Raw genomic sequence first — 18,743 nt, 5'->3', positions numbered from 1 at the left:
GGCGCGCGGGGGCGTGGCGGAGCGTTCGCTTCCGCCCGCCGTGCGCCCCGCCGGGGCGCACGGCGGAGGCCGCTACCAGCCGCGCTCGCGCCACTCCGGCAGGTGCGGGCGCTCGGCGCCGAGCGTGGTGTCGGCGCCGTGGCCCGGGTAGACCCAGGTCTCGTCGGGGAGCCGCCCGAAGAGCTTGCTCTCCACGCCGCCGAGCAGGCCGGCGAACGCCTCGGGATCCTGGTGGGTGTTGCCGACACCCCCCGGGAAGAGGCAGTCGCCGGTGAACACGTGGGGGTGGCCGTGCGGGTCGTCGTAGATCAGCACGATGCTGCCCGGGGTGTGGCCCACCAGGTGACGGGCGGTGAGCTCGACGCGGCCGACGGTGATGGTGTCGCCGTCGTCCACCGGGACGTCGGTGGGGACGGGGATGCCCTCCGCGTCGTACCGGCCGGCGTAGGTGCGGGCGCCGGTGGCGTCGACCACCTCGCGCAGGGCGCCCCAGTGGTCGCCGTGCCGGTGGGTGGTGACCACGGAGGCGATGCCGCTGTCGCCGATCAGGCCGAGCAGCGTCTCCGGCTCGGCGGCGGCGTCGATCAGCAGCTGCTCGTCGGTGGCGCGGCAGCGCAGCAGATAGGCGTTGTTGTCCATCGGGCCGACCGCGACCTTCGAGATCATCAGGTCGGTCAGTTCGTGTACGTCGGCGGGGCCGCCGACCTTCACCGCTCCGGTGTATGCCATGGAATCAGCCTAGTTCCTCGGTACGACAGTGGTCCTGGTCTACAGGGGCGGCGGGACGGGGACGGACGCACCGCCCGCGTCCAGGGCCGCGCCGTCGCGCCGGCCGGCGAGCCAGCCGAGCAGGGCGGGGGCGGGGCCGGCGATCCGGGTCCGGGGGCCGTCCGGGCGGCCGGTGCGCCAGGTGCGGCCCTCCTCGTCGGCGATCAGGAGGGCGGGCAGGCCCGGGTGCCCGGCGAACCGGTCGGCCAGGAAGCCGATCTCGCGGACGGTGAACTCGGCCGGGAGGTCCTCCAGTTCGTAGCCGGTCCCGAGGTCCACGTGGTGCAGCTCGACCTCGATCAGCCGCCGGAAGGGGACCCGGGAGGCGCTGTCGGTGACCCCGTTGCGGAGGGTGACGGTCCGCGACCAGTCGGCCGGCCGGGCGGCCGTCTCCGCGAAGCGCCGGGCGGTGGCGCGCAGATCGTCGAGATGGGCGGCGAGGGGGCGCGCGGCGCCGGCGGCGATGTCCGCGTCGCGGGCCTCGGCGCTCGCGTACATCGGGCGCCCGGAGAGTACGTTGACCAAGGCGTCCGCGTTGCGCGCGAGGTGGGCGAGCACGTGCCCGCGGGTCCAGCCGGGCAGCCGGGAGGGCTCCGCGACGGCGGGCTCCGCCAGGGCCGCCACGGCCCGCGTCAGGCGGTCCGTCGCCTCGCGCAGCAGGGCGAGATCGTGTTCATGATCAATCATGCGGCGACGATAGCGCCGCCACTCCTTCGGGTGAAGCAGGCGGGATCCCGCCGTAAATCGAATGTGCGTGCTATACGCTCGGGATGCGGCATCCTTGGGAGATGCCCGCAGCGCTCTCGTACCCTGTCGGGGTCGGGAGCATCGCTCCGCACTGACCTCTGCTCCCGCGACGGCCCCCGAGACGGGCGGCCTCGTGCGGTGGCGGGGCCGGCGCACCCCCTTCCTCTTCACACGAAAGGTGCCGACCGGCGTGGCTGACCGTCTCATCGTCCGTGGCGCGCGCGAGCACAACCTCAAGAACGTCTCGCTCGACCTCCCCCGTGACTCCCTCATCGTCTTCACGGGCCTGTCCGGGTCGGGCAAGTCGTCGCTCGCCTTCGACACGATCTTCGCCGAGGGGCAGCGTCGCTACGTCGAGTCGCTCTCCTCCTACGCACGGCAGTTCCTGGGCCAGATGGACAAGCCCGATGTGGACTTCATCGAGGGCCTGTCCCCGGCCGTCTCCATCGACCAGAAGTCGACCTCGCGCAACCCGCGCTCGACGGTCGGCACGATCACGGAGGTCTACGACTACCTCCGGCTGCTGTTCGCCCGGATCGGCAAGCCGCACTGCCCCGAGTGCCGCCGGCCGATCTCCCGCCAGTCGCCGCAGGCCATCGTCGACAAGGTGCTGGAGCTGCCCGAGGGCAGCCGCTTCCAGGTGCTCTCCCCGCTGGTGCGCGAGCGCAAGGGCGAGTTCGTCGACCTCTTCGCCGACCTCCAGACCAAGGGCTACAGCAGGGCCCGGGTCGACGGGAAGACGGTCCAGCTCTCCGAGCCGCCCAAGCTCAAGAAGCAGGAGAAGCACACGATCGAGGTGGTCGTCGACCGCCTGACCGTGAAGAACAGCGCCAAGCGCCGGCTGACGGACTCCGTCGAGACCGCCCTCGGCCTCTCCGGCGGCATGGTCGTCCTCGACTTCGTGGATCTCCCCGAGGACGACCCCGAGCGCGAGCGGATGTACTCCGAGCACCTCTACTGCCCCTACGACGACCTCTCCTTCGAGGAGCTGGAGCCCCGCTCCTTCTCCTTCAACTCGCCCTTCGGCGCCTGCCCGGACTGCACCGGCATCGGCACCCGCATGGAGGTCGACCCCGAACTCGTCGTCCCCGACCCGGAGAAGAGCCTCGACGAGGGCGCCATCAGCCCCTGGTCCCACGGCCACACGAAGGACTACTTCCACCGCCTGGTCTCCGCGCTCGCCGACGAGCTCGGCTTCCGCACCGACATCCCCTGGGCCGGCCTGCCCCAGCGCGCCAAGAAGGCCCTGCTGAACGGGCACAAGACCCAGATCGAGGTCCGCTACCGCAACCGCTACGGCCGCGAGCGCGCCTACACGACCGCCTTCGAGGGCGCCGTGCCCTTCGTCAAGCGGCGGCACTCCGAGGCCGAGAGCGACTCCAGCCGCGAGCGCTTCGAGGGCTTCATGCGCGAGGTGCCCTGCCCCACCTGCGAGGGCACCCGGCTCAAGCCGATCGTCCTCGCCGTCACCGTGCAGGACCGCTCCATCGCGGAGGTCTCCGCGATGTCCATCAGCGAGTGCGCCGACTTCCTGCGCGGCATGAAGCTCACCGGCCGCGAGAAGAAGATCGCCGAGCGGGTGCTCAAGGAGGTCAACGAGCGGCTGAGGTTCCTCGTCGACGTCGGCCTGGACTACCTCTCGCTCAACCGCGCCGCGGGCACCCTCTCCGGCGGCGAGGCGCAGCGCATCCGGCTCGCCACACAGATCGGCTCCGGCCTGGTGGGCGTGCTGTACGTGCTGGACGAGCCGTCCATCGGCCTGCACCAGCGCGACAACCACCGCCTCATCGAGACGCTGGTCCGCCTGCGCGACATGGGCAACACCCTGATCGTCGTCGAGCACGACGAGGACACGATCAAGGTCGCCGACTGGGTCGTGGACATCGGCCCCGGCGCCGGCGAGCACGGCGGCAAGGTCGTCCACAGCGGCCCGCTGGCCGAGCTCCTCTCCACCGAGGAGTCCATGACCGGCCAGTACCTCTCCGGCCGCCGGGCCATCGCCACCCCGCAGGTGCGCCGGCCCGTCGACCCCGAGCGCCGCCTGACCGTCCGCGGCGCCCGGGAGAACAACCTCCGCGACATCGACGTGTCCTTCCCCCTCGGGGTGCTCACGGCGGTGACGGGCGTCTCCGGCTCCGGCAAGTCCACGCTGGTCAACGACATCCTCTACACACACCTGGCCCGGGAGCTGAACGGCGCCCGCGCCGTGCCCGGCCGGCACACCCGGGTCGACGGCGACGACCTGGTCGACAAGGTCGTCCACGTCGACCAGTCGCCCATCGGCCGCACGCCCCGGTCCAACCCCGCCACGTACACCGGAGTCTTCGACCACATCCGGAAGCTGTTCGCCGAGACCATGGAGGCGAAGGTCCGGGGCTACCTGCCCGGCCGCTTCTCCTTCAACGTCAAGGGCGGCCGCTGCGAGAACTGCTCCGGCGACGGCACCATCAAGATCGAGATGAACTTCCTGCCGGACGTGTACGTGCCCTGCGAGGTCTGCCACGGGGCGCGCTACAACCGGGAGACCCTGGAGGTCCACTACAAGGGCAAGTCCATCGCCGAGGTGCTGGACATGCCCATCGAGGAGGCCCTCGACTTCTTCGAGGCCGTGCCGACGATCGCGCGCCACCTGCGCACGCTCAACGAGGTGGGCCTCGGGTACGTGCGCCTCGGCCAGTCCGCGCCCACGCTCTCGGGCGGCGAGGCGCAGCGCGTGAAGCTCGCGAGCGAGCTGCAGAAGCGCTCCACCGGGCGGACGGTGTACGTGCTCGACGAGCCGACCACGGGTCTGCACTTCGAGGACATCAACAAGCTGATCTCCGTGCTGTCGGGCCTGGTCGACAAGGGCAACACCGTGATCGTCATCGAGCACAACCTCGATGTGATCAAGACGGCCGACTGGGTCGTGGACATGGGTCCGGAAGGCGGCAACGGGGGCGGCCTGGTGGTCGCCGAGGGAACGCCGGAGGATGTCGCGGCGAACGGTGACAGCCACACCGGCCGGTTCCTGAGGGAGATGCTGCCCGCGGTGTCCCCGGCCCCGGCGAAGCGGGGGCGGAAGGCGCCCGCGAAGAAGACGGCGCCGGCGAAGACGCGGGTTCGCCGGGGCTGAGGCCCTGGGGGCGGGCCCCGGACCCCTCCCCCGCAGGGGGCGGGGTCCGGGGCACGAAACCCCTGCCCCCCGCGCGGGCAGTATCGTCGGGCACCGAGATCGTTCAGGCGGTACGCCGTCGCACCCCCCAGGAGCACCACCATGACCAGCCGGCAGCCCGTCCCCTGCTGCGCCTCCCGCCGTACCGTGCTGCGCGGAGCCGCGCTCGCCGGGGTCGCCGGCCTCGGTGCGGTCGCGTGCGACGGGCGGACGGGGGCGAGGGCCTCCTCGACACCCACCGCGCCGGTGGAGCTCGGGCCCGCGAGCGAGGTCCCCGTCGGCGGGGCCAAGCTCTACCGCGAGGAGCGGCTGCTGGTCGCCCAGCCGGTGAAGGGGCAGTTCAAGGCCTTCGGCGCGGAGTGCACCCACGCCGGCTGCGTCCTGGCCGCCATCGAGGAGGGCGCGGCCGCCTGCTCGTGCCACGGCAGCCGGTTCGACGTGGCGACCGGCAAGGTGCTCCAGGGCCCGGCCGGGGATCCGCTGCCGCCCGTGCCGGTGCGGACGAAGGGCGGCCGCCTCGTGGCGGGGCCGGAGGCGTAGCGGCTCGGCGCGGTCAGTACCAGTCCCAGCCGATCCCCACGATCCCCGGCCCCACCCCCTGCTCCACCAGGTGCACCCCGCGGTGCCGCCCGCTGAGCGTCAGCTCCTGCTGCCCGCTGCGCGGCGCCGCGGCCGAGGACTGCGCGAAGCGCAGGCAGCGCACCGGCAGGGCCGCCGCGTCGAAGCGCACCTCCAGGACGTACTGCCCGCCCGCGAAGCTGAACCCGCGCACGTACTCGTGGCTCGGACCCCCCGTCCCGTCGTCGAAGGCGTAACCGAAGACGTACGTCTCGCCGGCCCGCAGCCGGGTGTCGAAGAGCAGCTCGCTGACCAGGACGCCCGCGCCGGAGTGCCAGCGCACGCGCCCCACACGGCAGTTCTCGGTGGCGCGGACGGCGATGCGCGCCGGGTCGCAGCCGGTGTCGCCGTAGTGGATGGCGACGTAGCGGTCCACCCCGTCCCGGTGCGCCCGCACCACGTGGTGCGAGTCGCGCCCGCGCAGTTCGCGGCGGGCGCCGATGGAGACCCGTTCCAGGTGGCAGACGGTGTGCAGTCCGCCGTCCGCCGGCGCCTCCAGCTCGCCGAGCAGCCGCTCGACGGCCCGGGACTCGTCCATCAGCGACCGTAACGTGCGCGCCGCGGGCCGCTCGCCGGCCGGCCGGGCGGCGGCCGTGTCGAGCAGCCGGAGCAGCGCCTGTTCGGGCAGGTCGAGGATCTCCTCCAGCAGCCGCACGGCGCGCAGCGACTCGGGTCTTCGCGGGCACCGCGCGCCCCGCTGCCAGTAACTGAGGCTCGTCAGCCCGACGTTGACGCCGCGCTGGGCGAGGCGGTGCTGCACCCGGTGCAGCGCGAGGCCGCGCGCGGACAGCGCCGTGCGCAGCGCCAGATGGAAGGGGCCGGTGCGCAGCGCCTGTGTCAGCTCGCTCTCGCCCACCGGTGTGCCGGTCCGTGCCATGCCGTGTGCCGCTTCCTGTGAATATTCACCCGAGGCGAACGGAACCGGCGCGGGGTGGAGCGCCGCGTTCCACCTGGCGGGGGCACGGGGCGTTCACACACGCCGGCAGCCGTTCACTTCGCCGTCTCACCCCGCATTCAAGCCGGTTGACCAGCACGCGACAACATTCCATGCTCCTGACCAGCGTCCGGACGCCCCCACCGTCCAACCCCCCACCTGACACGGGAGAATCGGCATGGCCCGTGCCTCGGCACAATCCGAGAGACCCCTCATATCCCGCGAGCGCCGTCCGCGCGGCGCCGCCCGGCTGACCGCCGCGGCCCTCGCGGCCGCGACACTGGTGGCACTGCCCACCGCCACGGCCTCCGCCGCCTCCGCACCGGCCGCCAAGCCGCTGCGCGCCGCGAAGAAGCTGAACATCACCATGCAGGCCCAGGAGAAGACCAACTGGTGCTGGGCCGGCTCCGGCAACACCATCGCCGCCTGGTACGGCCGGAAGTACAGCCAGAACCAGTTCTGCAACGCCGCGTTCAACCGGCAGCAGGGCACCGAGTGCCCCAACAACCAGGCCACGCTGGGCAACGTGCAGAACGCCTTCCGCTGGGCCGGCATCAACACCGGCTCGTACGTGGACGGATGGCTGCGCTACTCGACGGTGCAGGGCGAGATCAACGCCGACCGGCCCATCGAGACCCGCATCGGCTGGAAGTCCGGCGGCGGCCACATGCAGGTGATCTACGGCTACGACACCGCGAACAACCTGGTCTACTGGGGCGACCCGTGGAAGACCAGCAACCGCTACAACTGGGCGGACCACAACTGGTACGTGGACAACAACCGGTTCGCCTGGACGCATTCGCTCTACCGGATCGGCGGGTGACCCGATGACCGAGAACACCGCCCGCCGCACCGCCGCCCGCGTCGCGGCCGCCGGCGCCCTGACCGCCGCCCTGGCCGGCCTCGCCCCCCTCGCCCACGCCGCGCAGCCCCCGGCCGCGCCCGCCCCGCCGCCCGCCGCCGGCATCGCCCAGGCCAGGGCGGCCACGACGTCCGCCGGGACGCTCGACACGCTCGCGCGCTTCTTCGCCCGCGACGACGCCCGCGGACCCCGTGACGGCCGCACCGCCGCCGCCGGACCCGCGGCCACGCCCCGGATCGAGGGCGCGACCGTGCCCGTCTACTCCCTCTCGCCCGAGTTCGTGGCGGGCCGGAAGGACGCCCCGGTCGCCGCGTTCGACTACGTGGCCAGCAAGGCCGTCTCGGCCGACGGCCGGAAGGCGTCCGTGTGGGCGGCCGAGACCGGCGGGAGCTGGAAGGTCGTCAACATCGCCAGCGGCGACGACGAGACGCGCTACGCCGCCGAGGGCGCGAGGAAGCTCGCCGGCGGCACCGTCTTCCGCGAACCGCAGATCAACGCCTGGTACGTCCAGCGCGGCGACCGCGTCCTGCCGCTCAACCCCGACGCCGAGCGCGCCGTCGGCACCGCGGGGACGACGCTCGGGGCCTACCGCGAGCGGGTCCACTCGGCGTACGGCGACAAGCTGCCCGGTTCCGCCTACGCGAAGAAGGGCGCGGCCGGCGGCTACGACGAGGGCGGAGCGGTGGCCGCCGAGCCCGTCGCCGCCCCGTCCTCCGGCCCCTCCACCACGACCGTGGCCGCCTCGGCCGCGGCCGCCGCGGCCGCCGGCCTCGGCCTCACCACCGTGGCGGTGCGCAGGCTCCGGCGCCGCTGACCCGACGGCACCGGAGACCCCCCACACCCCGCACACCGCCCCGCCCGCCCCGGCCCCGGCGCCCTCCACGCGCCGGGGCCGGGGCCGTTCCCCGCGCGGCCCCCGTTGTCGGTGCCCGCAAGTAGGGTTGGTGACATGGCCGACCCCAGCAGCTACCGCCCCGCGGCGGGACAGATCCCGGACTCCCCGGGGGTCTACAAGTTCCGTGACGAGCACGGCCGGGTGATCTACGTCGGGAAGGCGAAGAGCCTGCGCCAGCGCCTCTCGTCGTACTTCCAGGACCTCGCCGGGCTGCACCCGCGCACCCGCACGATGGTCACCACGGCCGCCTCCGTGGAGTGGACGGTCGTCGGCACCGAGGTCGAGGCGCTGCAGCTGGAGTACTCCTGGATCAAGGAGTTCGACCCCCGCTTCAACGTCAAGTACCGCGACGACAAGAGCTACCCCTACCTCGCGGTCACGCTCGGCGAGGAGTTCCCCCGCGTCCAGGTCATGCGCGGCGCCAAGAAGAAGGGCGTGCGCTACTTCGGCCCCTACGGGCACGCCTGGGCCATCCGCGAGACGGTCGACCTGCTGCTGCGCGTCTTCCCCGTACGCACCTGCTCCGCCGGGGTGTTCAAGCGCTCCGCCCAGATCGGCCGCCCCTGCCTGCTGGGCTACATCGGCAAGTGCGCCGCCCCCTGCGTCGGCCGCGTCACCCCGGAGGAGCACCGCGAACTGGCCGAGGAGTTCTGCGACTTCATGGCCGGCCGTACCGGCGCGTACATCCGCCGTTTGGAGAAGGGGATGCAGGATGCGGCCGAGGAGATGGAGTACGAGAAGGCCGCCCGGCTGCGCGACGACATAGCGGCGCTCAAGCGCGCCCTGGAGAAGAACGCCGTCGTGCTCGCCGACGCCACCGACGCCGACCTGATCGCGGTCGCCGAGGACGAACTCGAAGCGGCCGTGCAGATCTTCCACGTCCGCGGCGGCCGGGTGCGCGGCCAGCGCGGCTGGGTCACCGACAAGGTCGAGGAGGTCGGCACGCCCGGCCTCGTCGAGCACGCCCTCCAGCAGCTCTACGGGGAGGAGCGCGGCGACGCCGTCCCCAAGGAGGTCCTCGTCCCCGCCCTGCCCGAGCCGGTGGAGCCCGTCGCCGAGTGGCTCGCCGGCCGCCGCGGCTCCCGCGTCGACCTGCGCGTCCCCCAGCGCGGCGACAAGAAGGACCTGATGGCCACCGTCCAGCGCAACGCCCAGCAGGCGCTCGCGCTGCACAAGACCAGGCGCGCCTCCGACCTCACCACCCGCTCCCGCGCCCTGGAGGAGATCGCCGAGGCCCTCGGCCTGGAGTCGGCGCCGCTGCGCATCGAGTGCTTCGACATCTCCCACCTCCAGGGGCAGGACGTCGTGGCCTCCATGGTCGTCTTCGAGGACGGCCTGGCCCGCAAGAGCGAGTACCGCCGCTTCCAGATCAAGAGCTTCGCGGGGCAGGACGACGTCCGCTCCATGCACGAGGTCGTCTCCCGCCGCTTCCGCCGCTATCTCGCGGAGCGGCGGAAGACGGGGGAGTGGGCCGTCGAGGAGGCCGCCGAGGACGGCAACCGCGACGACGACGGCCGCCCCAAGCGCTTCGCCTACCCCCCGCAGCTCGTCGTCGTCGACGGCGGACAGCCCCAGGTGGCCGCCGCCCGCCGCGCCCTCGACGAGCTTGGCGTCGCGGACGTCGCCGTCTGCGGCCTCGCCAAGCGCCTGGAGGAGGTCTGGCTGCCCGACGAGGACGACCCCGTCGTCTTGCCCCGCACCAGCGAGGGCCTCTACCTGCTCCAGCGCGTCCGCGACGAGGCGCACCGCTTCGCCATCGCCTACCAGCGCGGCAAGCGGACGCGGACGATGAAGGCGTCGCCGCTCGACGCGGTCGCCGGCCTCGGCGAGACCCGCAAGCAGGCGCTGCTCAAGCACTTCGGCTCGGTCAAGAAGCTGCGGACGGCCACCGTCGAGCAGCTCTGCGAGGTCCCCGGCGTCGGCCGCCGGACCGCCGAGTCCGTCGCCGCGGCCCTGGCCGCGAGCGCACCGCCCGCCCCCGCGGTCAACACCGCGACGGGCGAGATCCTGGACGGGACCGAGGGATGATGGAGACCGGCCGCGCGGACCGGGGAGCCGCCCCGGCGCGCGCGGGCGCGGAGCCTCCTCCCTTCCCCGCACGGGCCGAAGGCCCTGGGAAGATCAGAGGCAGATCCGAAGGAAGGCCGGACACCCGGGGCCGCGACCACGGCCCCGCCGGCAGAACGGGGGACAACTCATGAACGACAGCGAGCGGGACGGAGCACAGGTGAGTACGGCCACCACGGCGGACACGACGGGCGAGGCGGCGGGCATCCCCGAGCTGGTGATCATCTCCGGCATGTCGGGGGCGGGCCGCAGCACCGCCGCCAAGTGCCTGGAGGACCTCGGCTGGTTCGTCGTCGACAACCTGCCGCCCGCCCTCATCCCCACCATGGTCGACCTCGGCGCCCGCTCCCAGGGCAACGTCGCCCGCATCGCCGTGGTCGTCGACGTCCGCGGCCGGCGCTTCTTCGACAACCTCCGCGAATCCCTCGCCGACCTGGCCGCCAAGAAGGTCAAGCGGCGCGTGATCTTCCTGGAGGCGTCCGACGACGCCCTCGTGCGCCGCTTCGAGTCCGTGCGCCGCCCGCACCCCCTCCAGGGCTCCGGCCGCATCGTCGACGGCATCGCCGCCGAGCGCGACCTCCTGCGCGAGCTGCGCGGCGACGCCGACCTCGTCATCGACACCTCCAGCCTCAATGTCCACGAGCTGCGCGCCAAGATGGACGCCCAGTTCGCCGGCGAGGAGGAGCCCGAGCTGCGGGCCACCGTCATGTCCTTCGGCTACAAGTACGGCCTCCCCGTCGACGCCGACCTCGTCGTCGACTGCCGCTTCCTGCCCAACCCCCACTGGGTCCCGGAGCTGCGCCCCTTCACCGGCCTCAACGAGGAGGTCTCGGGCTACGTCTTCAACCAGCCCGGCGCCAAGGAGTTCCTCGACCGCTACACCGAGCTGCTCCAGCTCATCGCCGCCGGCTACCGCCGCGAGGGCAAGCGCTACGTGACCATCGCCGTCGGCTGCACCGGCGGCAAGCACCGCTCGGTCGCCATGTCCGAGAAGCTCGCCCACCGCCTCGTCTCGGAGGGTGTCGAAACCGTCGTCGTCCACCGGGACATGGGGCGCGAGTGACCGCCCGCAGTTTCCGGATGCGCCGCGTGCGCCGGCTCGTCCCCGGCGCGCGCGGCGCCGCGCGCAGCCACCGGCGCCGCACCCAGCCCAAGGTCGTCGCCCTCGGCGGCGGCCGCGGGCTGTCGGCCTCGCTCGCCGCGCTGCGCCGCATCACCGGCGACCTCACGGCGGTCGTCACCGTCGCCGACGACGGCGGCTCCAGCGGCCGGCTCCGCGACGAGCTCGGCGTGCTGCCCCCCGGCGACCTGCGCAAGGCCCTCGCCGCCCTGTGCGGCGACGACGACTGGGGCCAGACCTGGGCGCGCGTCATCCAGCACCGCTTCGAGAGCCACGGCGACATGCACGGCCACGCCGTCGGCAACCTGCTGATCGTCGCCCTCTGGGAGCAGCTCGGCGACCACGTCCAGGCCCTCGACCTGGTCGGCAAGCTGCTCGGCGCGCACGGCCGGGTGCTGCCCATGTCCGCCGTCCCGCTGGAGCTCCAGGCCCTCGTCCGCGGCCACGACCCGGCCGTGCCGGAGGCCGTCAGCACCGTCCGCGGCCAGGCCACCGTCGCCCTCACCCCCGGCGAGGTGCAGTCCGTCCACGTCGTCCCGGAGGACCCGCCGGCCGTCCCCGAGGCCGTCGAGGCCGTCCTCGACGCGGACTGGGTGGTGCTCGGCCCCGGCTCCTGGTTCTCCTCGGTCATCCCGCACCTGCTCGTCCCCGAGCTGCTCGACGCGCTCCAGCAGACCAAGGCCCGCCGGGTCCTCTCGCTGAACCTCGCCCCCCAGCCCGGCGAAACCGAGGGCTTCTCCCCGCAGCGTCATTTGGAGGTTTTGGCCCGACACGCCCCTAAACTCGCCCTGGACGTGGTGCTGGCCGACGAGGCCGCCGTGCCCGACCGCGAGAGCCTGTGCGACGCCGCCAAGCGGCTCGGCGCCGCGGTCGAGCTGGCGCCGGTCGCCGCGCAGGGGAGTTCCGCTACGCACGATCCGGAGCTGTTGGCCGCCGCGTACGACCGTATTTTTCGGATGCATGGAAGGATCGGCCCATGGCGATGACGGCAGCGGTGAAGGACGAGATCTCCCGGCTCCCCGTCACCCGGACCTGCTGCAGGAAGGCGGAGGTCTCGGCGATCCTGCGGTTCGCCGGCGGACTGCACCTCGTCAGCGGCCGCATCGTGATCGAGGCGGAGCTCGACACCGGAATCGCCGCCCGGCGCCTCCGCAAGGACATCCTGGAGATCTTCGGACACGCGTCCGACCTGGTGGTGATGGCCCCCGGCGGGCTGCGCCGCGGCAGCCGGTACGTGGTGCGGGTGGTGGCGGGCGGTGACCAGCTGGCCCGCCAGACCGGCCTGGTCGACGGCCGCGGCCGGCCGATCCGCGGCCTGCCGCCGCAGGTCGTCTCCGGCGCCACCTGCGACGCCGAGGCCGCCTGGCGGGGCGCCTTCCTCGCGCACGGCTCGCTGACCGAGCCCGGCCGCTCGTCCTCCCTGGAGGTCACCTGCCCCGGCCCCGAGGCGGCCCTCGCCCTGGTCGGCGCGGCCCGCCGGCTGCAGATCGCGGCCAAGGCCCGCGAGGTCCGCGGGGTGGACCGGGTCGTCGTCCGCGACGGCGACGCCATCGGCGCGCTGCTCACCCGCCTCGGCGCCCACGAGTCCGTCCTGGCGTGGGAGGAGCGGCGCATGCGCCGCGAGGTGCGCGCCACGGCCAACCGGCTGGCCAATTTCGACGACGCCAATCTGCGCCGCTCGGCCCGCGCCGCGGTCGCGGCCGGGGCCCGGGTCCAGCGGGCCCTGGAGATCCTCGGCGAGGAGGTGCCCGAGCACCTCGCCGCCGCCGGGCGGCTGCGCATGGAGCACAAGCAGGCCTCGCTGGAGGAGCTGGGCGCCCTCGCCGACCCGCCGCTGACCAAGGACGCCGTCGCCGGCCGCATCCGCCGGCTGCTGGCCATGGCCGACAAGCGCGCCCAGGACCTGGGCATCCCGGGCACCGAGTCCAACCTCTCCGAGCTGGCCGACCTCCCCGAGGACGTCGTCGCCGGCCTCGTCAAGGACATGGCCGGCTGACCTCACCCCTGAGGGGAGCCAACCGGGTGAACCGCCCCCGGCGGCCCTTCGGCCGCCGGGGGCGCCGTCGTCCGGTTGGAAGCGTGCCCTATTGACATGGTCATGGGCCGTCGCAAGCCTTGCGTCCGTCATCGCACGGGACGGACAACGGCATGGGGGGTTCATGAGACGCAGGACGCGATCGATCCTCGTGGCGGCTTCGCTGCTCGTCGGCGGCCTGACCGCGGCACCCTTCGCACACGCGCGGCCGGACGCCCCGCCGGGCGCGGCCGCCTCCGACGCCATCCGGGTCTGGGACGCCCGGGTCACCGCGGCGCAGATGCCGCTCCTGGTCCGGGCGGGCGCGGACGGACACGAACTGGGCCGCCCGCCCGCCGCGGGCGAGAAGGCGCCCGTCGAGCTCTACCTCACCGGCCGGCAGGCCGGCCGACTGCGCGCCCAGGGCGTCGAACTCACCGAGCGGCACGTCTCCCGGCACGCCCGCGAGCGCTTCGCCCGCGGCGGCGGCGACGGCGTCTTCCGCCCGTACGGCGGCGCGGGCGGCCTGCGGGAGGAGATCCTCGCCACCGGCGCCGCGCACCCCGGGCTCACCAAGGTCGTCTCCATCGGCAAGAGCCTGCGCGGCCAGGACATCCTGGCCGTCAAGGTGGGCAAGGACGCGCGGCGCACCCGCGACGGGTCGAAACCGGCCGTGCTCTACCTGTCCAACCAGCACGCCCGCGAGTGGGTCACGCCGGAGATGACCCGCCGGCTGATGCACCACGTCCTGGACACCTACGGCAAGGACCGGCGGATCACCCGGCTCGTCGACAGCACCGAGCTGTGGTTCCTGCTCTCCGCCAATCCCGACGGCTACGACTACACGTTCAAGAGCCCGGACACCCGGCTGTGGCGCAAGAACCTGCGCGACAACAACGGCGACGGGAAGATCACCCCCGGCGACGGCGTCGACCTCAACCGCAACTTCCCCTACAAGTGGGGCTACGACAACGAGGGTTCGTCCGCCGACCCCGCCTCCGAGACCTACCGCGGCACGGGCCCCGCCTCCGAGCCCGAGACCCGGGCGCTCGACGCGTTCGAGAAGCGGATCCGCTTCCGCTACGCCGTCAACTACCACTCCGCCGCGGAGCTGTTGCTCTACGGCGTCGGCTGGCAGGTCGCCACCCCCACCCCCGACGACGTCCTCTACAAGGCGCTCGCCGGCACCCCGGAGAAGTCCGCGATCCCCGGCTACCGGCCCCAGCTCTCCTCCGAGCTGTACACCACCAACGGCGAGGCCGACGGCCACGCGGCCAACGTCAACGGGACGATGATGTTCACCCCGGAGATGTCGACCTGCCAGACCGCCTCGCGCTCCGACACCTCCGGCCGCTGGAACCCGGCCGACTGCCCCTCCAGCTTCACCTTCCCCGACGACGAGAAGCTCATCCGGGCGGAGTTCACCAAGAACATCCCCTTCGCCCTCTCCGTCGCCGACACCGCGTCCCACGCCGACCGGCCCGCCTCCTCCGTCGGCACGACCGCGCCGGACTTCACCCCCGACGCCTTCGCCGCCTCCTTCGCGCGCGGCGCCGACCAGCCCGTCGCCGTCACCGCCCGCAAGTCCCTGGCCGGCAAGCGCCTCAACTACCGCGTGGACGGCGGGAGGACGCGCACCGCGCCGCTCACGCCCTGGCGCGGCGGCAAGCGCTACGGCGGACACGACAACATCCGCTTCGACGAGTACCGCGGCACCGTGCGCGGCGCCCCCGAAGGCGCCAGGGTGGAGGTCTGGTTCACCGGCCGCACCCCCGGCGGCGGCACCGTCCGCAGCGAGCCCTTCGCCTACACCGTCTGGCACCGGCCGGCCGCCGACACCCTTGTCATCGCCGACGAGGGCGGCACCGACCCGGCCCGCCGGCTCGCCGCCTACACGGAGGCGCTCGACCGGGCCGGCCACCGGGCCGTCGTCTGGGACGTCGCCCGGCAGGGCGCGCCCCATCCCCTCGGCGTGCTGCGGCACTTCAGGTCGGCCGTCTGGTACACCGGCGCCAACAAGCCCGACGGGAAAACCCTGTTGGCCGTCCGCGACTACCTCAACGAGGGCGGCAGGCTCGTCGCCCTGGGGCCCGAGGCGGGCGGTACGTCCCGCGTCGGCGCGGCCGAGACCGACGACTTCGCGCAGTACTACCTGGGCGCCTACGGCCGCACCGCCCTCGCCCACCCGCGGCGGTTCACCGGCTCCGGACCGCTCGCCGGCACCGGCGCCGACCTGGCCGACGCCCCCGGCAGCCCGCTCGACGCCGCCGGCTCCTACGTCACCACCTCCGACGTGCTCCGCGCCGACCGCTTCCCGCAGTTCCGCAGCACCGGAGCCGGCGTCTACCCGGGCCTGCGCACCGCCTTCGAGCCGTACGCCGGCGACGGGATGGCCGCGGCCCGGCACAAGGACCGCGCCTGGATGCGCCTCACGCGCACCATCGACCTCACCGGCGTCACCGCCAAGGACCGGCCCACGCTCGGGTTCCAGATCAGCCACGAGACCGAGAAGGGCTACGACAACGCCGTCGTCGAGATCCGCACGGCCGGCGGCGACGACTGGACGACGCTGCCGGACGCCAACGGCGGCACCAGCGCCGAGGTGCCCGCGGACTGCGCCGACGGTTCGTACCTGACCCTGCACCCCTTCCTCCGGCACTACCTCACCCTGCGCGACGGCTCCTGCGCCGCGCACGGCACCACCGGCGCCTGGCACCGCTTCACCGGCTCCTCCCAGGGCTGGCACCGCGCCTCGTTCGACCTCGGCGCCTACGCCGGGCGGACGGTCGAGGTCTCGGTCTCCTACGTCACCGACGGCGGCACCGGCGGGCCCGGCGTCTTCGTCGACGACGCCACCGTCACCGCCGGCGGCGCCGTCAAGGACACCGAGGGCTTCGAGGCCGGCTCGACCGGACCCTGGAAGGTCCCCGGCCCGCCGGCCGGCAGCCCCGGCAACGGGGGTGACTGGACGGTCTCCAAGGCCCTCTACCACTCCTCCGCCGCCGTCACGACGCGTGACACCGTGCTGCTCGGCTTCGGGCTCGAACACGTCCGCGGGGCACGCGAGCGGGGGGCTCTTCTGAGCGCCGCCCTGCACATTTTGCGTGTCTGACGCCACAGCGCCCCCCTCTTGACCAGGGGGGCCTCCAATGTCACGTACATCGCCGGTTGGAGGTAGGGTCGGTGGTGGTCGGGGACATCCCATACAGCCGCCGGGACAGACCGGCACACCAACGAGGAGATCGGTTCGTGACGATCCGCGTAGGCATCAACGGCTTTGGCCGTATCGGTCGCAACTACTTCCGTGCGCTCCTGGAGCAGGGTGCGGACATCGAGATCGTCGGTGTCAACGACCTGACCGACAACGCCACCCTGGTGCACCTGCTGAAGTACGACAGCATCCTCGGTCGCCTGAAGCAGGACGTCAGCCACACCGACGACACGATCACCGTCGGTGACATGACCTTCAGGACGATGGCCGAGCGCGACCCCGCCAACCTGCCCTGGGGCGAGCTGGGCGCCGACATCGTCATCGAGTCCACCGGCATCTTCACCAAGCGCGAGGACGCCGCCAAGCACCTCGCCGCCGGCGCGAAGAAGGTCCTCATCTCGGCCCCGGCCAAGGGCGAGGACATCACCATCGTGATGGGCGTCAACCAGGACAAGTACGACGCGGCCAACCACCACGTCATCTCCAACGCCTCCTGCACCACCAACTGCGTGGCGCCGATGGCCAAGGTCCTCGACGAGAACTTCGGCATCGTCAAGGGCATGATGACGACGGTCCACGCGTACACCAACGACCAGCGCATCCTGGACTTCCCGCACTCCGACCTGCGCCGCGCCCGCGCCGCCGCGGAGAACATCATCCCGACCTCGACCGGTGCCGCCAAGGCCACCGCCCTGGTCCTCCCGCAGCTCAAGGGCAAGCTGGACGGCATCGCCATGCGCGTCCCGGTCCCGACCGGCTCGGTCACCGACCTCGTCCTGGAGCTCGAGCGCGAGACCACCAAGGAAGAGATCAACGCCGCCTTCCAGAAGGCCGCCGAGGGCCAGCTCAAGGGCGTCCTCGAGTACACCGAGGACCCGATCGTCTCCTCCGACATCGTCAACTGGCCGGCCTCCTGCACCTTTGACTCCAAGCTGACGATGGTCCAGGGCAAGCAGGTCAAGGTCGTCGGCTGGTACGACAATGAGTGGGGCTACTCCAACCGCCTGGTGGATCTGACCGTCTTCGTCGGCGGCCAGCTCTGACACGGGCGTTGTAAGGGACGGGGCTCGTACGGCGCACCGACGCGCGGTACGGGCCCCGTCGCATGGCTGAAACTCACGGAAGTCACCGGAGTCACCACATGAAGACGATCGACGAACTCATCGAGGGCGGCGTCGAGGGCAAGCGGGTCTTCGTCCGCGCCGACCTCAACGTCCCGCTCGACGGCACGACCATCACCGACGACGGCCGCATCCGTGCCGTCGCGCCCACGATCGCCAAGCTCGCCGCGGCGGGCGCCAAGGTGATCGTGGCCTCCCACCTGGGCCGCCCCAAGGGCGCCCCGGACCCGCAGTTCTCCCTGGCCCCGGCCGCGAAGCGGCTCGGCGAGCTCCTGGGCAAGGACGTCTCGTTCGCCACCGACACGGTCGGCGACAGCGCGAAGGCCACCGTCGCCGCCCTGGCGAACGGCGAGGTCACGCTGCTGGAGAACCTCCGTTTCAGCGCGGGCGAGACCAGCAAGGACGACGCGGAGCGCGGCGCCTTCGCCGACGCCCTCGCGGCGCTGGCCGACCTCTACGTCGGCGACGGCTTCGGTGCCGTGCACCGCAAGCACGCCTCGGTCTTCGACCTCCCCAAGCGGCTCCCGCACGCCGCCGGCGACCTGATCGCCACCGAGGTCGGCGTCCTGAAGAAGCTCACCGAGGACGTCCGGCGGCCGTACGTGGTCGTGCTGGGCGGCGCCAAGGTCTCCGACAAGCTGGGCGTCATCGACAACCTGCTGAAGAAGGCCGACCGCATCCTCATCGGCGGCGGCATGTCGTACACCTTCCTGGCCGCCAAGGGCCACGAGGTCGGCATCTCGCTGCTCCAGGAGGACCAGAAGGCGACGTGCCTGGAGTACCTGGCCGAGGCCGAGAAGCGCGGCGTGGAGTTCGTCCTCCCCGTCGACGTCCTGGTCTCCGCCGAGTTCCCGGACCTGAAGACCAAGGCCCCGGCCAACCCCGACGTCGTCGCCTCCGACGCCATCCCGGCGGACAAGGAGGGGCTCGACATCGGCCCCAAGACCCGTGAGCTGTACGCCTCGAAGCTCGCCGACGCCGGGACGGTGTTCTGGAACGGCCCCATGGGCGTCTTCGAGCACCCCGACTACGCGAACGGCACCAAGGCCGTCGCCCAGGGCCTGCTCGACTCGCCCGGTTTCACCGTCGTCGGTGGTGGCGACTCCGCCGCCGCCGTGCGCACCCTGGGCTTCGACGAAAACGCTTTCGGCCACATCTCGACCGGTGGCGGCGCCAGCCTCGAGTACCTCGAGGGCAAGACGCTCCCCGGCCTCGCCGCTCTGGAGGACTGAAAC

14 protein-coding genes are annotated in these 18,743 nt (G+C 72.8%); 11 read left to right on the top strand and 3 right to left on the bottom strand.

Annotation, left to right across the window (positions count from 1 at the left end; translation table 11 throughout):
• Positions 1 to 72 precede the first annotated feature (72 nt).
• Both AC230_RS08030 and AC230_RS08025 read right to left on the bottom strand, forming a co-directional pair.
• Positions 73 to 729: an MBL fold metallo-hydrolase gene (locus AC230_RS08030; RefSeq protein WP_049715375.1), complete on the bottom strand. Its 657-nt coding sequence runs from the start codon at positions 727 to 729 to the stop codon at positions 73 to 75.
• A gap of 39 nt (positions 730 to 768) precedes the next feature.
• On the bottom strand, positions 769 to 1,455 hold the full coding sequence (locus AC230_RS08025) for a maleylpyruvate isomerase family mycothiol-dependent enzyme (RefSeq protein ID WP_049715374.1): 687 nt from the start codon (positions 1,453 to 1,455) through the stop codon (positions 769 to 771).
• 250 nt (positions 1,456 to 1,705) lie between these two features.
• On the opposite strand from AC230_RS08025, the gene uvrA reads away from it, so the two are divergent.
• The gene (gene uvrA, locus AC230_RS08020) at positions 1,706 to 4,627 is read left to right on the top strand and encodes an excinuclease ABC subunit UvrA (RefSeq protein WP_049715373.1); all 2,922 of its coding nucleotides are present in this window, start codon (positions 1,706 to 1,708) and stop codon (positions 4,625 to 4,627) included.
• 141 nt (positions 4,628 to 4,768) lie between these two features.
• A complete protein-coding gene (locus AC230_RS08015; protein WP_049715372.1) occupies positions 4,769 to 5,206 on the top strand; it encodes a Rieske (2Fe-2S) protein in 438 nt (145 codons plus the stop codon).
• A 13-nt stretch (positions 5,207 to 5,219) separates the two neighbouring features.
• Here AC230_RS08015 and AC230_RS08010 read toward each other — a convergent pair whose 3' ends face one another.
• Positions 5,220 to 6,161: a hypothetical protein gene (locus AC230_RS08010; protein WP_049715371.1), complete on the bottom strand. Its 942-nt coding sequence runs from the start codon at positions 6,159 to 6,161 to the stop codon at positions 5,220 to 5,222.
• 235 nt (positions 6,162 to 6,396) lie between these two features.
• Between AC230_RS08010 and AC230_RS08005 the strand changes: the two genes are divergently transcribed.
• The 9 genes from AC230_RS08005 to AC230_RS33245 all read left to right on the top strand — a co-directional run bounded on the left by AC230_RS08005 (position 6,397) and on the right by AC230_RS33245 (position 18,740).
• The gene (locus AC230_RS08005; RefSeq protein ID WP_049715370.1) at positions 6,397 to 7,041 is read left to right on the top strand and encodes a papain-like cysteine protease family protein; all 645 of its coding nucleotides are present in this window, start codon (positions 6,397 to 6,399) and stop codon (positions 7,039 to 7,041) included.
• Between the two features lie 4 nt (positions 7,042 to 7,045).
• Positions 7,046 to 7,894 carry a hypothetical protein gene (locus tag AC230_RS08000; RefSeq protein ID WP_049715369.1) on the top strand — a complete coding sequence of 283 codons (849 nt, stop codon included), beginning with the start codon at positions 7,046 to 7,048 and terminating at the stop codon, positions 7,892 to 7,894.
• 135 nt (positions 7,895 to 8,029) lie between these two features.
• On the top strand, positions 8,030 to 10,003 hold the full coding sequence (uvrC, locus tag AC230_RS07995; protein WP_049715368.1) for an excinuclease ABC subunit UvrC: 1,974 nt from the start codon (positions 8,030 to 8,032) through the stop codon (positions 10,001 to 10,003).
• 169 nt (positions 10,004 to 10,172) lie between these two features.
• Positions 10,173 to 11,105 carry an RNase adapter RapZ gene (gene rapZ / locus AC230_RS07990; RefSeq protein WP_198535473.1) on the top strand — a complete coding sequence of 311 codons (933 nt, stop codon included), beginning with the start codon at positions 10,173 to 10,175 and terminating at the stop codon, positions 11,103 to 11,105.
• Positions 11,102 to 12,148: a gluconeogenesis factor YvcK family protein gene (locus tag AC230_RS07985; RefSeq protein ID WP_049715366.1), complete on the top strand. Its 1,047-nt coding sequence runs from the start codon at positions 11,102 to 11,104 to the stop codon at positions 12,146 to 12,148. Before rapZ ends, AC230_RS07985 begins: the two co-directional genes overlap by 4 nt.
• Positions 12,139 to 13,158 (top strand): DNA-binding protein WhiA, encoded by a 1,020-nt coding sequence (gene whiA, locus AC230_RS07980; protein ID WP_049715365.1) that lies wholly within the window; start codon positions 12,139 to 12,141, stop codon positions 13,156 to 13,158. Before AC230_RS07985 ends, whiA begins: the two co-directional genes overlap by 10 nt.
• Positions 13,159 to 13,321: 163 nt before the next feature.
• Entirely contained in the window at positions 13,322 to 16,288 is a 2,967-nt protein-coding gene (locus AC230_RS07975) for a M14 family metallopeptidase (RefSeq protein ID WP_049715364.1), read from the top strand.
• Positions 16,289 to 16,425: 137 nt separating this feature from the next.
• Positions 16,426 to 17,430: a type I glyceraldehyde-3-phosphate dehydrogenase gene (gene gap / locus AC230_RS07970; RefSeq protein ID WP_049715363.1), complete on the top strand. Its 1,005-nt coding sequence runs from the start codon at positions 16,426 to 16,428 to the stop codon at positions 17,428 to 17,430.
• Between the two features lie 98 nt (positions 17,431 to 17,528).
• Positions 17,529 to 18,740, top strand: a complete 1,212-nt coding sequence (locus tag AC230_RS33245) for a phosphoglycerate kinase (protein ID WP_049715362.1) — start codon at positions 17,529 to 17,531, stop codon at positions 18,738 to 18,740.
• The last annotated feature ends 3 nt before the right edge of the window (positions 18,741 to 18,743 follow it).

The sequence above is a fragment of the Streptomyces caatingaensis genome, from assembly GCF_001187435.1.
In the GTDB taxonomy this organism is placed as follows: Bacteria; Actinomycetota; Actinomycetes; order Streptomycetales; family Streptomycetaceae; genus Streptomyces; species Streptomyces caatingaensis.
Note: the sequence above shows the minus strand (reverse complement) of the source record. Positions and strands in the feature narration are given on the sequence as shown.

Bases quoted from the DNA above. Each gene is read 5' to 3' on its own strand.
- AC230_RS08010 (WP_049715371.1), bottom strand. From the start codon at position 6,161: ATGGCACGGACCGGCACACCGGTGGGCGAGAGCGAGCTGACACAGGCG.
- AC230_RS08030 (WP_049715375.1), bottom strand. From the start codon at position 729: ATGGCATACACCGGAGCGGTGAAGGTCGGCGGCCCCGCCGACGTACAC.
- AC230_RS08015 (WP_049715372.1), top strand. From the start codon at position 4,769: ATGACCAGCCGGCAGCCCGTCCCCTGCTGCGCCTCCCGCCGTACCGTG.
- AC230_RS07975 (WP_049715364.1), top strand. From the start codon at position 13,322: ATGAGACGCAGGACGCGATCGATCCTCGTGGCGGCTTCGCTGCTCGTC.
- uvrC (WP_049715368.1), top strand. From the start codon at position 8,030: ATGGCCGACCCCAGCAGCTACCGCCCCGCGGCGGGACAGATCCCGGAC.
- whiA (WP_049715365.1), top strand. From the start codon at position 12,139: ATGGCGATGACGGCAGCGGTGAAGGACGAGATCTCCCGGCTCCCCGTC.
- rapZ (WP_198535473.1), top strand. From the start codon at position 10,173: ATGAACGACAGCGAGCGGGACGGAGCACAGGTGAGTACGGCCACCACG.
- AC230_RS08000 (WP_049715369.1), top strand. From the start codon at position 7,046: ATGACCGAGAACACCGCCCGCCGCACCGCCGCCCGCGTCGCGGCCGCC.
- AC230_RS33245 (WP_049715362.1), top strand. From the start codon at position 17,529: ATGAAGACGATCGACGAACTCATCGAGGGCGGCGTCGAGGGCAAGCGG.
- AC230_RS08005 (WP_049715370.1), top strand. From the start codon at position 6,397: ATGGCCCGTGCCTCGGCACAATCCGAGAGACCCCTCATATCCCGCGAG.
- AC230_RS08025 (WP_049715374.1), bottom strand. From the start codon at position 1,455: ATGATTGATCATGAACACGATCTCGCCCTGCTGCGCGAGGCGACGGAC.